This window comes from Nocardia sp. NPDC003345 (genome assembly GCF_053589395.1).
In genome coordinates this window covers 14,194-28,326 of sequence record NZ_JBSFRU010000046.1, presented here as the reverse complement: position 1 = coordinate 28,326, position 14,133 = coordinate 14,194, and the positions used below count along the sequence as shown (strand labels likewise).

General features: G+C 69.2%; 11 protein-coding genes. 8 read left to right on the top strand and 3 right to left on the bottom strand.

The genetic code is table 11. From position 1 onward, the window contains the following. From ACWDU1_RS08450 to ACWDU1_RS08425, 6 genes are all read left to right on the top strand, one after another. Positions 1 to 2,612: amino acid adenylation domain-containing protein (locus ACWDU1_RS08450; protein ID WP_449996770.1), on the top strand; the 2,612-nt coding region annotated here is incomplete at its 5' end. A 247-nt stretch (positions 2,613 to 2,859) separates the two neighbouring features. Next, a complete protein-coding gene (locus ACWDU1_RS08445) occupies positions 2,860 to 3,186 on the top strand; it encodes a cupin domain-containing protein (protein ID WP_449996769.1) in 327 nt (108 codons plus the stop codon). A gap of 49 nt (positions 3,187 to 3,235) precedes the next feature. Then, positions 3,236 to 4,288, top strand: a complete 1,053-nt coding sequence (locus tag ACWDU1_RS08440) for a Dyp-type peroxidase (RefSeq protein WP_449996768.1) — start codon at positions 3,236 to 3,238, stop codon at positions 4,286 to 4,288. After that, positions 4,285 to 5,082 carry a family 1 encapsulin nanocompartment shell protein gene (locus ACWDU1_RS08435; RefSeq protein WP_449996766.1) on the top strand — a complete coding sequence of 266 codons (798 nt, stop codon included), beginning with the start codon at positions 4,285 to 4,287 and terminating at the stop codon, positions 5,080 to 5,082. Before ACWDU1_RS08440 ends, ACWDU1_RS08435 begins: the two co-directional genes overlap by 4 nt. Before the next feature lie 138 nt (positions 5,083 to 5,220). Then, entirely contained in the window at positions 5,221 to 5,751 is a 531-nt protein-coding gene (locus ACWDU1_RS08430) for a hypothetical protein (RefSeq protein WP_449996764.1), read from the top strand. Between the two features lie 123 nt (positions 5,752 to 5,874). After that, complete coding sequence (locus ACWDU1_RS08425; RefSeq protein WP_449996762.1) at positions 5,875 to 7,008, top strand: lipase family protein; 1,134 nt, start codon at positions 5,875 to 5,877, stop codon at positions 7,006 to 7,008. A 14-nt stretch (positions 7,009 to 7,022) separates the two neighbouring features. Here the strand turns inward: ACWDU1_RS08425 and ACWDU1_RS08420 are convergent, their stop codons facing one another. Next, a complete protein-coding gene (locus ACWDU1_RS08420; protein ID WP_449996760.1) occupies positions 7,023 to 8,645 on the bottom strand; it encodes an acyl-CoA dehydrogenase family protein in 1,623 nt (540 codons plus the stop codon). 120 nt (positions 8,646 to 8,765) lie between these two features. Here ACWDU1_RS08420 and ACWDU1_RS08415 point away from each other — a divergent pair, with 120 nt between their 5' ends. Then, positions 8,766 to 10,256 (top strand): hypothetical protein, encoded by a 1,491-nt coding sequence (locus ACWDU1_RS08415; RefSeq protein WP_449996758.1) that lies wholly within the window; start codon positions 8,766 to 8,768, stop codon positions 10,254 to 10,256. 4 nt (positions 10,257 to 10,260) lie between these two features. Here ACWDU1_RS08415 and pgi read toward each other — a convergent pair whose 3' ends face one another. Continuing rightward, on the bottom strand, positions 10,261 to 11,898 hold the full coding sequence (gene pgi, locus ACWDU1_RS08410; RefSeq protein WP_449996756.1) for a glucose-6-phosphate isomerase: 1,638 nt from the start codon (positions 11,896 to 11,898) through the stop codon (positions 10,261 to 10,263). A 170-nt stretch (positions 11,899 to 12,068) separates the two neighbouring features. Between pgi and ACWDU1_RS08405 the strand changes: the two genes are divergently transcribed. Next, positions 12,069 to 13,523, top strand: a complete 1,455-nt coding sequence (locus ACWDU1_RS08405) for an NAD-dependent succinate-semialdehyde dehydrogenase (protein ID WP_449996754.1) — start codon at positions 12,069 to 12,071, stop codon at positions 13,521 to 13,523. Positions 13,524 to 13,617: 94 nt separating this feature from the next. Here ACWDU1_RS08405 and ACWDU1_RS08400 read toward each other — a convergent pair whose 3' ends face one another. Beyond that, complete coding sequence (locus tag ACWDU1_RS08400; protein WP_449996753.1) at positions 13,618 to 13,929, bottom strand: chorismate mutase; 312 nt, start codon at positions 13,927 to 13,929, stop codon at positions 13,618 to 13,620. Positions 13,930 to 14,133 lie beyond the last annotated feature (204 nt).

Sequence of the window (14,133 nt, the reverse complement as noted above, 5' to 3'; positions counted from 1 at the left end):
CGGTGCCCGCGGGGACGTTGCCCGATTTGATCGCGGCGGCGGTGGCGGTCGATCCGGCCGCGCCCGCGGTGGTGTTCGACGGTGTGCGGCATTCCTACGGTGAGTTCGATCTGCGGTCCAACCGTCTGGCGCGTGCCCTGATCGCGACGGGTATCGGTGCCGAGGATCTGGTGGCGGTGGCGGTGCCGCGGTCGGCGGATTCGGTGCTGGCGGAGTGGGCGGTGTCGAAGTCGGGTGGGGCGTTCCTGCCGATCGACCCGACGTATCCGGCGGACCGGATCGCCCATATGCTCACCGATTCGGGTGCGCCGGTGGGTGTCACGGTGTCGTCGGTGCGAGGCGATCTGCCGGATTCGGTGGACTGGATCGTGCTGGACGAGCTGATCGCGGAGGGTTTCTCCGACGATCCCGTCACGGATGTGGATCGGGTGCGGCCGCTGACTCCCGCGAATACGGCGTATGTCATCTACACCTCCGGGTCCACGGGTCTGCCAAAGGGTGTGGTGGTGTCGCATGCCGGTTTGGCGAACTTCAGTGCCGAGCAGGTCGAGCGGTACCGGTTGACGCCGGGTTCGCGGGCGTTGGCGTTCGCGTCGCCGTCGTTCGACGCCTCGATTCTCGAGCTGTTGCTGGCTGTTGGGTCGGCGGGTGCGCTGGTCGTGGTGCCGACCGGTACTTATGGTGGTGCCGAGCTGGGTGAGCTGATTGCCCGTGAGCGGGTGACGGTCGGTTTGATCACGCCGTCTGTTTTGGCGTCGCTGGATCCGGCTGATCTTGCGGGTATGGAAGTGATCATCGCCGGTGGTGAGGCCATTTCGGCGGACCTTGTCGCCCGGTGGTCGGTCACGCCGCAGGTCGCGGAGGGGGCCGGGCTCGACGGCCGGCATCGAGGCGGTGTGGAGCGTCGTTTCCACAATGCCTACGGTCCGACCGAGGCGACGATCGCCACGAATATCAGTGGCCGCTTGCGTCCGGGGGATCCGGTGACCATCGGTGGACCCGTCCGCGGTATGCGGGCACTGGTCCTCGATGATCGGTTGCAGCCGGTGCCCGAGGGCGTCGCGGGTGAGCTGTATGTGGGTGGTATCCAGCTGGCGCGGGGCTATCACGCCCGTGCCGGTCTGACCGCCGAACGGTTCGTGGCCGATCCGCACGGTGGGCCGGGTTCGCGCCTGTATCGCACCGGTGACATCGTGCGCTGGCGTCGCGACGCGGCCGGTGACCCGGCCGTGGAGTATGTCGGCCGTAACGATTTCCAGGTGAAGGTGCGTGGTTTCCGCATCGAACTCGGTGAGATCGACGCCGCGCTCACCGCGGACGAGTCCGTCGACTTCGCGGTCACCATCGGTCACACGAATGCCGCGGGCGTGACCTCGCTGGCGTCGTATGTGGTGGCCGCGCCGGGCCGTTCGGTCGATATCGCCGAATTGCGCGAATCCCTCGGGCAGCGGTTGCCGGCGCATATGGTTCCGGCCTCGATCACGGTGCTCGACGAGATCCCGCTGACCCCCGCCGGGAAACTGGACCGCCGCGCCCTGCCCGAACCGGTATTCGCCGGTGCGGCGGATTTCCGTGCCCCCCGCAGCCCCCTGGAACACACCGTCGCCGAGGTCTTCGCCGAGGTCCTGGGTGTGGACCGGGTCGGTGTGGACGATTCGTTCTTCGCCCTCGGCGGTAACTCGCTGCTCGCGACCAAGGTCGTGGCCCGGCTCGGTGCCGAGACCGGTGTCGATCCGAGCGTGCAGTGGTTGTTCACCGACGCGACCGTCGGCGGTCTCGCCGCCCGGCTCGCCGAACCCGCCGATGCCGAGAGCCTGGCCGAGGCCGCGCTGCGCGTGGTGCTGCCGATCCGGGAGACCGGATCGGCGACCCCGATCTTCGCCATCCACGCCAGGGACGGGCTGGCCTGGAGCTTCACCGGGCTCGCCCGGTTGCTGCCGGCAGAGCAGCCGATCTACGGTCTGCAGTCGCCGGCGTACTCCGAGGCCGATTACGATCCCGCCACGCTGACCGATATCGCGGACCGCTATCTGTCCGAGATCCGGCGGATCCAGCCCGCGGGCCCGTACCGATTGCTCGGCTGGTCGCTCGGCGGTGTCCTGGCACACGCGATCGCGACCCGGATGCAGGAGGCCGGCGACCGGGTCGAAATGCTGGCGATGCTGGACAGTCACCCCGGGGTCGACCCCGGCGCCTTCGAGTCGATACTGCGGGCCGCGCTCCAGGCCGAGGGCATCGTCACCGAGGAGACCGGCCGGGCCGTCGGCGAACTCGGTGACGCGGAACTCGCCCGGCTGCACGAGCTGATCCCGCCGGAGCTGGTGCGGCTTCCGGTGGATCGGCTGCGGACGGTGTACCGGACGGCGGTACGGTCCGCGGAATTGATCGCCGGCTACGACCCGCCGGCCTATCAGGGCAGCGTCGATTTCTTCCGGGCCGAGGTGACGGCCGGTATGGACCAGGCCGGTCCCCGGGCGGAGGACTGGCGGCCGTATGTGGCGGGCGAGGTCGCCGAATACGGGGTACCGGTCACGCACGAGGAGATGACGACGGCCGAGGCGTTCGCGGTGATCGCGCCGGTGCTGCTGGCCAGGCTCGACGGCCTCGCCTGAGCTCACGGACATGATCCGCCCGGCCGACCGGCCGGGCGGATCATCGTCTCGCCCGGATGCGCCCACGGCATCCGACCGGGCCCGTACGGGCCCCCGCGGATCGGGAGGCCGGTGTGTCCGCGCAGGTGGCAATAGGGGCACAGTCGGCGGGAAACGCCGGAATGCCGCGCGCCGGTCGGGCATACTCGGCGTAACGACCCGCGATCACCAGCCCGGTCGCGGGGACGCGGAGGCGGAAGGCGGTCCCATGGACAAGAAATCGCTGACAGCGGTCGCCCGGCAGCAGTTGAAGCTGGCCGCGACGGTCACCAGCGGCCGGAGTTCCCAGACCATCTACGGCGGCCACGCGAATTCGCTACGGCATACGGTGGTCGGGCTGTGCGCGGGGCAGAGCCTGGCCGAACACGACAACCAGGGTGAGGCCACGCTGCTGGTCCTCAGCGGCACCCTCACCCTGCACAGCGGCGAGAACGAATGGAAGGGTTCCGCCGGTGATCTGCTGGTGGTGCCCAGGGCCCGGCACAGCGTGCGGGCGATCGACGATGTGGCCTTTCTGCTGACGGTCGCGAAGTAACCGACCTGTTTCCCGGTGCACCGCCGGTTCGGCGGTAATGTTGGCGATCATGGGGCAGCCGCAGCCGATTCTCGAACCGCTCACCCCGGCCGCGCATTTTCTCGTCGCCACTTTCGATCCGGGCGGCGAGGACGCGGTCCGGGATCTGCTCGCCGACCTGCCCGGTCTGCGCCGCGCGATCGGATTCCGGCTGCCCGGGTCCGGGCTGGGCTGCGTCACCGGTATCGGGTCGGCCGCCTGGGATCGGCTGTTCGGCGGCCCGCGGCCGGCCGAACTCCACGAATTCCCCGGATACGAGGGTCCGCTGCATCGGGCCCCCGCCACCCCGGGGGATCTGATCTTCCATATCCGGGCCCAGGCGCACGACGCGTGCTTCGAACTCGCCATGGCCATCGGGGACCGGCTGTCCGGGGTGGGCACGGTCGTCGACGAAACGGTGGGTTTCCGGTACTTCGAGCAGCGCGATCTGCTCGGTTTCGTCGACGGGACCGAGAACCCGGAGGGTGCGCTACCGGATTCCGATGCCGGGGTGGCCGCGCTGATCGGGGACGAGGACCCCGATTTCACCTGCGGCAGCTACGTGATCGTGCAGAAGTATCTGCACGATCTCACCTCGTGGCGGGCGCTACCCGTGCAGGAACAGGAATTGGTCATCGGGCGGACCAAACTCGAGGATTTCGAACTCGACGAGGACATCAAGCCGCCGGATTCGCATATCGCGGTGAACCAGGTGATCGAGCCGGACGGCACCGAACGGGAGATCCTGCGCGCGAACATGCCCTTCGGCAGTATCCGCGAGGGTGAGTTCGGCACGTATTTCGTCGGCTATTCGGCGACACCCCGGACCACCGAGATCATGCTCGAACGGATGTTCCTCGGCACCGATCGGGCCACCCACGACCGGATACTCGATTTCTCCACCGCGGTAACCGGCACACTGTTCTTCGTCCCGCCGCAGAACTTCTTCGACGACCTGCCCGCCGCGCCCGCCGAGGCGGCAGCGGCGGAACCGGTCGAGCCCCCGGAACCCGAGCCGGTCTCCCCGCGGGCCGCGGACGGTTCCCTCGGTATCGGCACGTTGAAAAGGAGTAGGACCGTATGAACAATCTGCATCGCGAACTCGCCCCGATCACGGACGCGGCCTGGTCGGTCATCGAGGAAGAGGCCTCCCGGACCTTCAAACGTCACAACGCCGGGCGCCGCGTGGTCGATCTGTCCGGTCCGCACGGTACCGACTATTCGGCGCGGGGCCTCGGGCGTACCACCCCGATCACCGCGCCGCACGAGGGTGTGCAGGCCCGGCAGCGCGTGGTGGCGCCGCTGGTCGAACTGCGGGTGCCGTTCACCCTCTCCCGGGTGGAACTCGACAATGTGGAGCGCGGCGCCCAGGACACCGACCTCGACCCGGTCAAGGACGCTGCCCGCAATATCGCCTTCGCCGAGGACCGGTCCGTATTCGAGGGCTACGCGGCCGCCGGGATCACCGGCATGCGCGAGGGTTCGTCGAACAAGGAGATCGCGCTACCCGACGATGTGTTCGGCGTGCCCGAGGTGATCGCGCTGGCGGTGAGCCAGCTGCGGCTGGCCGGTGTCGACGGCCCCTATTCCGTACTGCTCAGCGCGGACCTCTACACGAAGGTCAGCGAGACCTCCAACCACGGTCATCCGTTGCGCACCCATCTGGAGCGCCTGGTACCGGAAGGCGAGATCATCTGGGCGCCCGCGATCGACGGCGCGTTCGTGCTGACGACCCGTGGCGGCGATTTCGACCTCACCCTCGGCCAGGATCTGTCCATCGGCTACCTGTCCCACGACGCCGAATCCGTACAGCTCTACTTCCAGCAGAGCATGACCTTCCACGTCTACTCCGCCGAAGCCGTCGTAGCGCTGCGCTGAGCCCGCCGCCGACCCCGCACTCCGCACACCCGGGAGCACCCGCCGATACCGCACCACTTCGCTGCCCGCGGGCGGTGCACCGATGGTCCGGTACGGTGTGGCCTGCAACACCAGTTCGCGGGGTGAAACGGAGTCGGTATGCACAGGGTGCACGCGGGTGTGGTACCCACGGAACGAATCGTGGGCTACAGCCTGGCCGCGATCGTGGTGGTCGCGGCGGTGACGGTTCCGACGGTGTGGCTGTTCGGCGTGAGCCGGATCGTCACCGGGATGGCGCTCGGCGCGGTGCTCGCGGTGGCCGCTCTGGTCGCCCTGTTCAAACGTGACGCGGTGGTGCTGACCGAAAACGCCATCCATCGCCGCACCCCGTGGTCGGTCACCGATATCGACTGGGAACGGGTGGTCGCGGGCAGGTTCGGGCTCGACGACCAGGCGCGGTGGGCGCTGGCACTCGACCTGACCGAGGGGGAGGAAACTCACAGCGAGCTCGTGCTGCTCTCGATTCCGCCGGTAAATGGTCCGGTTTCCGGTGCATATGATCTGCGTAAGCGGGAACAGATCAACCAGATACGGAACATATTGCGGATCAAGCGAGTCCCGGTGACCGTTCTGCCCGATATAGCGGGAGCGCTCGAACGGCACTGGAAAATCGCGCCACCGACCCGCTGACATCGGGCGCGCCCCGGGCCACCGGCCCCGTACTGGACTGTGCCCGGCTGCTCGGCGGAGCGCTGCGGCCACGGAGAGTTCGATCTCCGTGGCCGAGCCGATGCCAGCTGGCAGAGGAGAGGGATGCGACACGTTGTCCGGGCAATGCTGGGGGTACTGATCTTCGTCGCGGCGTGCTGCGCCGGTCCGGCGGCAGCCCAGGCCGATACGGCCTGGTATCCGGGAAAACTGCTGGCGGACGAACCGTTGAGCCGGGAGTGGGGTGGCCTCGGCGGCGTCCACCGGATCGAGTACGTCACCACCGGGCCGGGCGGGGAACTCGTCCAGGCCGAGGCCGTGGTCCGGCTGCCCGGCGGAACGCCACCCGCGGACGGATGGCGGGTCGTCGCGTGGGATCACAGTACCTCCGGGGTGGGCCAGGAATGCGGGCTCACCGGTTCCGAGTCGTTGGAACACGAGTCCGGTCCGGCGGTATCGCGGCTCAACGACGCGGGCTATGCGGTTGTCGCTCCCGACTACATCGGCCTGAGCCCCGGTTCACCGGGACCGCACCCCTACCTGCAAACGAGCACCGAGGCCACCGCCACTGTCGATGCCGTCCGCGCCGCGCGCGCCGCGTTCGCCGGACTGTCCCCGAGCTGGGCGGTCGCCGGCGCGTCCCAGGGCGGGCATGCCGCGCTCGGGACCGGTCATCTCGCCCCGGCCTATGCTCCCGAACTCGATTTCCGCGGGACCGCCGCCCTGGCTCCGGCGGTGAATCTGGAGTCGATCTTCCTGCGCTCGCGTCCCGGCCAGCCGGAGTTGCCGGGTTTCACCGGGCGCGCCGTGCCGATGGTGCTGGCCGGGATGACCGGAGCGGAACTCGACGTCGATGTCGACGCCTACCTCAGCCCCGCCGGGGAGAACTTCGTCGCCGGGCTCACCACGCGCTGCAGCGCGCGTGCCGGGGCGATGCTGGCGACGACCAAGATCGGCGACCTGCTCGCCCGCCCGCTCGGCGACCCGGAATTCGCGGCCGCGATGCGCGGGTACATGGGGATCCCGGTCAGCGGCTATCAGGATCCCATCCTGGTGGTGCACGGAACGTACGACGCCGTCATCCCGCTACCGCTCACGCTCGGGCTGCTGGCCGATTTCGCGCAGCACGGCACCCGCCACGAGGTCCAGCTGCTCGAGGCCGGGCACGACGATCTGCGCGACGCCGGTGGTATGGACCGCGCCCTGGACTTCCTCGCGCGGGTGCTGCCGGCCCGCTGAGCGGCCGGTGGCGGTCAGCGGACGTAGGCGCGTTCGATGATCGCCGCGGTGTCCACGCCCACGGGCAGCGTGCCGAAGGCGGCACCCCAGTCGTCGCCGAGCCGGGAGGCGCAGAACGCGTCCGCCACCGCCCGGTGACCGTGCCGCACCAGTTGCGCGCCCTGCAGGACCAGCGCCATCAGTTCGACTACGCGCCGGGCCCGGTACTCGATATCGGTGCGGTCGGCGAGTTCCTTGCCGACCCGGTCGATGGCGTGATCCAGGTGCGGATTGTCCCCACGTGCCTTGGACACCTCGTCGAAGTAGGCCTCCACCGTCTGCGGCTGGGTGCCCATCGCGCGCAGCGCGTCGAGCGCCGCCACATTGCCGGACCCCTCCCAGATCGACATGAGCGGCGCCTCCCGGTACAGCTGCGGCATACCCGATTCCTCGACGTAGCCGTTGCCGCCGAGGCATTCCAGCGCCTCGGCGGCATGCGCCGAGGCCCGTTTGCACACCCAGTACTTCGTGATGGCCAGCGCGATCCGGCGCAGCGCGGCCTCGGCCGGGTCTGCGGGAGCGCGATCGGTGGCGCCGGCCAGCCGCAGCATGACCGTGGTCGCGGCCTCGGATTCGATCACCAGATCGGCGAGGACGTTGCGCATGGCGGGCTGGTCGACCAGCGCGGCGCCGAACGCCTGCCGATACCGGGCATGATGCACCGCGCGGACGGCCGCCAGGCGCATCCCGACCGATGAGCCGATCACACAGTCCAGCCGGGTCATATTGACCATCTCGATGATGGTTTTCACACCCGCGCCCTCGGGGCCCACCAGCCAGCCGGTGGCGTCGTCGTATTCGATTTCGGCGGAGGCGTTCGAGTGGTTGCCGAGCTTGTCCTTGAGCCGTTGCAGGCGGATCGGGTTGCGGGAATCGTCCGGCAGCACCCGCGGCAGCAGGAAGCAGGACAGCCCGCCCGGCGCCTGGGCGAGAGTGAGGAACATATCCGACATCGGGGCGGAGGTGAACCACTTGTGGCCCACGATGCGGTAGGAGCCGTCCGGCCGGGGCGTGGCGGTGGTGGAGTTGGCGCGTACGTCGGAACCGCCCTGTTTCTCGGTCATCGACATCCCGGCGATCAGCCCGGCCTTGGACGACGGTTCGCGCAGGCCGAAATCGTAGCTGCGCGCCGCCAGTAGCGGTTCGTACTTCGCGGCCAGCTCGGGGTTGTGCCGCAGCGCCGGGATCACCGCGTAGGTCATCGAGATGGGACACATATGCCCGGCGTCGGCGGCGCCCCAGACATAGAATTTCGCCGCCCGCGCCACATGGGCGCCGGCGCGATCGTCGGTCCACGGCGCGCCGTGCAGGCCGTGCTCCACCGCCACCGTCATCAGATCGTGCCAGTGCGGATGGAACTCGACCTCGTCGATCCGGTGACCGTACTGGTCGTGGGTACGCAGGACCGGCGGATACTCGTTGGCGAGCCGCCCCCATTCCTGGACCTCGTCACTACCGGACAGCACGCCGAGCGCACGGACCTCCTCCTCGGCCCACCCCGCCCCTTCACGGTGCAACCCGGTGAGCAACGCCGGGTCCCGGGAGAAGTCGAACGGGGTGATCGGGGGGACCTGATTGCGGACTTCGTGCGTGGGCATCCATCGATTATGCGACGGCCGTCACAGGGTGCCGTCCGGGGGATCGGGACCGGTCGGTATCGGCAGGCCGGCGTCGGCCGGCCGGAGCGGTTCCGCGCCGCTACCCGATAGCCTGGGCGGATGCGCCGGCTGAGCGTCGTCGACGAGATATTCTTGCGGACCCATCGAGCCATGGGCACGCCCATAGCCCTCCAGGGACTGTGGCGCACCCCCGACGCCGTGGACCCGGCGGAACTGCGCCGGTTGTCCGAGGCGCTGCGCACGGGGCCGCTCGGCCGGCGGGTGGTGCGGCCCCGGGTTCCGGGCGCGCGGGCACGCTGGCATCGCAACGAGCGCGCTCACCCGGTCGACCACGCGCCCACTCCGCTGACCGCCGCCGAGGTCGTGCGCTGGGCCGAGACACTCGGCGCCGATCTCGATCCGGAGCGCGAACCGGGGTGGCGGGTCGCCGCCGCGCCACTCGCCGACGGCGGTACCGTCGTGGCCCTCACCTGCTCCCATGTTCTCGCCGACGCGCGCGGCCTGATCATCGCGGCCGAACAGGCATTGGCCGAACTCGCCGGGGTTCCGGCGGAGCCGGGTGGCGCCGATGGACCGGATCCCGTATCGGCGGTCGGCCGGGCCGGTGCGCCGGGAGTGCGCACGGGCGGTCCGCCTACTGCAGATAGGACGGCCGCAGGTGCCGTGGCCGCGCGGTCCCGGGAGAACGGGGTGCGGGACGAGGATCGTCCGGGGTCGGACTGGGCCGACGCGGCCCGGGTCTGGAGCACAGTGCTGCGCGGTACCGCGCGGGCCGCGATGCACGGGATTCGCGGGTTGGGAGGCGCCGCACCCGAACCGCCCGACCGCAACCCGGACAGCGCGGTGCCGGACACCGCGGATTCCGGCGCGGCCGACAGCCCGGCCGGCAATCCGGGGCCCGTGAGCCGATCGGAATCGCCCGCCCGGCACCGGGATACGGACCTGCTACCGGTCACCGGACTGATCCTGCGCTGTTCGGCCGCGGAGTGGGATCGGATCGCGACCGGTTCCGGCGGGAGCGCCAACAGCCTGTTCATCTGGCTGGTGGCACAGACCCTGTGGGCGGCGGGCTTCCCGCGAGACCGGATCGCGGCGAGCCTGCCCGTCGACACCCGCGACGAACCGCGTGTCGACAACGACCTCGCGGTGACCACGATCGTGGTGCGTCCCGCCGACGGCCCGGCCGAGATCCGGGAACGGAGCCGGGCCGCCTACGAGCACCGGATATCGAGCCCGGCGGGATTACCGGAGGAATTCCTGCACCTCGTACCGGACCGGGTGGCGTACCGGCTGTCCCGGGGCGCGGGCGAACGCGACATCCTCTGCTCGAATATCGGCGTCATCCCACCGGCACTGCACAGGTTCGGTGCGCACGAGTGCGTCGGCGTCGCCACCCGTGCCATCCACCCGGACCTCACCTGGGCAGGCCGGCCCCGCACCCGGTTATCGGGATACCTGTGCCGCTACCGCGACGACTACATCCTCACCCTCGCCGGGCTCTACCCCGAACGGGTGGCCGATTCCGGTGCGCTGCACCGGCTGGTGACAGCGGTCGCGGCGCGTGCCGAGCTTGCGCTGGCGCCCTGGTAGCCGGTCAGCGGTTGGACCGGTACCAGCGGATCAGCGCGTCGGTGGACGAATCGTCCTGCGGTTCGGGATCCTCGGCCGCCGTGAGCAGCGGTGCCAGCTCGAGCGCCTGCTGCTTACCGAGCTCCACACCCCACTGGTCGAAGCTGTCGATACCCCAGATCACTCCGGCCACGAACACCTGGTGCTCGTAGAGCGCGATCAGCTGACCCAGTACCGACGGTGTGAGCCGTGGCGCGAGAATGGTGGTGCTGGGCCGGTTCCCGGGCATGACCTTGTGCGGTGCCAGCTCCGGCGGTGTGCCCTCGGCGGCGATCTCCTCGGCGGTCTTGCCGAAAGCCAGCACCTTGGTCTGCGCGAACAAATTGCTCATCAGGATGTCGTGCATACTGCCGGTGCCGTCGCGGGTGGGCAGATCGTCGGTGGGCCGGGCGAATCCGATGAAATCGGCCGGAATCAGCCGGGTGCCCTGATGGAGCAGCTGGTAGAAGGCGTGTTGCCCGTTGGTCCCGGGCTCGCCCCAGAAGATCTCACCGGTGGAGGTGGTCACCGGGGTGCCGTCGGCGCGCACCGATTTGCCGTTCGACTCCATGGTGAGCTGCTGCAGGTAGGCCGGGAAGCGGGCCAGGTCATCGGAATACGGCAGCACCGCCCGCGATTGGGCACCGAAGAAATTCGAATACCAGACGCCGAGCAGGGCCAGCAGCGCGGGCGCGTTGGCCTCCAGCGGCGCGGTTGCGAAATGCAGGTCCATGGCGTGCATCCCGGCCAGGAACTCGGCGAACCGCTCGGGGCCCGACGTCACCATCACCGAAAGCCCGATGGCCGAGTCGACCGAGTACCGGCCGCCGACCCAATCCCAGAAACCGAACATGTTCGCGGTGTCGATACCGAACTCGGCCACCCGGCCGGCATGCGTGGACACCGCCACGAAATGCTTCGCCACGGCCCCCTCACCCAGCGCACCGACCAGCCAGCGCCGGGCCGCGGTCGCGTTGGTCAAGGTTTCCAGCGTGGAGAAGGTCTTGGACGCGACGATGAACAGCGTGGTCGCCGGGTCCAGATCGGCCAGGGTACCCACCAGATCGGCCGGATCGACATTGGAGACGAACCGGGCGTCGATCCCGGCATCGTTGTAATGGCGCAACGCCCGATGCACCATCACCGGACCCAGATCCGAACCGCCGATACCGATGTTCACCACGGTGCGGATCCGCTCGCCGGTCGCGCCGCGCCACCGCCCCGACCGCACCGACTCGGCGAACGCGCTCATCCGGTCGAGCACCCCGTGCACGGCCGCCACGGCGTCCTCACCGTCGATGGTCAGCGATGAACCCGCAGGCAGCCGCAGCGCGGTATGCCCGACAGCGCGATCCTCGGAGGTGTTGATGTGCTCGCCCCGCAGCATGCGGTCACGCTGGACCTCCACACCGGCCTCCCGGGCCAGCTCGACCAGCAACTGCAATGTTTCCCGGGTCACCAGGTGCTTGCTGTAGTCGATCCGCAGCTCACCCGCGGTCAAGGTCAGATCCCGGCCGCGCCCCGGATCCGCGGCGAACAGTTCCCGTAGCCCCTGGGCGGCCGTCGCACCATGATGATCGTGCAATTTCCGCCATGCCGCCGATGCGGTTATGTCGACGCTCACACTCGTTGAGCGTACAGGTGTCCAACGGGTCGGGCGTGGTGGCCGGGGCGGGGGCGTGGGTTGGTTTCGGAGGTGGGGGTGGTGGCCGTGCTGGGGAGGGTGTGGCCCGCTCCGAACACTGTTCTCCCGAGCCGACGATTTCCGGCTCCCTGCGGCATAGGCTCGGGAGTATGGCCTCAGTAACAGAAGTACTCGAATCCGTACCGAAGAAGTTGTGGATCGGGGGGCCGGTCGATGCTGCCGGCGGCGCGACATTCGCTGTGCACAATCCGGCGAACGGCGATGTCATCGCTGAGGTCGCGGACGGGACCCCCGAAGACGCCATTCGGGCGCTGGATGCGGCGGCTGCGGTGCAGGGGGAGTGGGCGGCGACTCCCGCTCGGGAGCGCGGGGAGATCTTGCGGACGGTGTTCGAGCAGGTCACCGCGCGGGCCGAGGAGTTCGCTCTGCTGATGACCCTGGAAATGGGGAAGGCATTGCCGGAGAGCCGCAACGAAGTGCGTTACGGCGCGGAGTTCTTCCGCTGGTTCAGCGAGGAGGCGGTGCGGATCAGCGGGCGTTATCTGCACGCTCCGTCCGGTACCGGGCGGATCATGGTGCACAAGCAGCCGGTGGGGCCGTGCTTGGCGATCACGCCGTGGAATTTCCCGTTGGCGATGGGGACCCGCAAGATCGGCCCGGCTCTGGCGGCGGGCTGCACCATGATCGTCAAACCGGCGTCGGCGACCCCGCTCACCATGTTGCTGCTGGCGAAGCTGTGTGCCGAGGCCGGGCTGCCCGACGGTGTGTTGTCGGTGCTCACCTCGCGCCGGTCGGGGGCGGTGACCCAGGCCCTGATCGACGATTCCCGGTTGCGCAAGCTCACCTTCACCGGCTCCACGGAGGTCGGTCGCACGCTGGTGGAGAAGTCCGCGGGCGGGCTGTTGCGGACCTCGATGGAGCTCGGCGGCAACGCGCCGTTCGTGGTGTTCGACGATGCCGATATCGATGCGGCCGTGGAGGGCGCCATGCTGGCCAAACTCCGCAACGGGGGCGAGGCGTGCACGGCGGCGAACCGGTTCCATGTGCAGCGCGGGGTGCTCGCGGAGTTCACCGACAAGTTCGTGGCGGCGGTGAACGACAGGGTCCGGCTCGGTCCGGGTACCGATCCGGAGACCACGCTGGGGCCGTTGATCAACGAGGAACAGCTGACCACCGTCTCCGAACTGGTGGACGACGCCGTATCCGGTGGCGCCACAGCGCGGGTGGGCGGTAAGGCGCCCGGCGGGCCGGGCTGGTTCTATCCGGCGACCGTGCTGACCGATATCCCCGCGAACGCCCGGATCCTGCGGGAAGAGGTTTTCGGGCCGGTGGCGCCCATTGTCGCCTTCGATACCGAGGAGGAGGGGCTGGCCGCCGCCAACGATACGGAGTACGGCCTGGTCAGCTATGTCTATACCCGAGATCTGGACCGGGCGCTGCGGGTGGCCGAGGGGCTGGAGACCGGCATGGTCGGCGTCAATCGGGGGGTGATCTCCGATCCGGCCGCGCCGTTCGGCGGTGTGAAGGCCTCCGGTTTCGGCCGGGAGGGCGGTACCGAGGGGATCGAGGAGTATCTGTCGACCAAGTACATCGCCATGCAGTAGCGGCGGGAGCATACGAACCGCCCCGGGGCACGCTCACCCGGGGCGGTTCGTGGGAGTGCGGCGGTCTGCGGGCCGCCGCAGTGGTTCGAGCGGTCTAGCGACCGAGGCGGCCGCGACCGAGGCGCAGGAGCAGCATCGCCAGCGTATGACCCTCTTGGCCCAGCTCACTGAACCGTTCCAGCACCTTCATCTCCCGGCTGTGTACCAGCCGGGTACCGCCGGAGGCCATCCGGGTTCGTCCGATGACCCGCGAGATCTCGGTCCGGCGCTTGATCGCCGCCAGGATCTCCGCGTCCAGCTGATCGATCTCCCTGCGGAGTTTGTCGATCTCGGCTTCGGTCCGAGGGAGCTCCGATTCCGAGTCGGTTGTCGAATCCGACCCGGTCGCAGTAGCGGGTGTGCTCATCATTCATCTCCTCGTGTCAGAACCTGGATCGGCGCCGAGGCGCTTCGTGTTACCGGTCCAGAGCTCCTTCACCGTGAAAAAGACCCGGCGGGTCCGGTCGTGCTGAATAGTCCCCCTACCTGCCCGAATGGGATTCAGGATCCCCGTCTGCGGTGCCGCGGCCCGTACAGCCGGAGCGGTCGTTGCGCTACAGGGCAAACCATA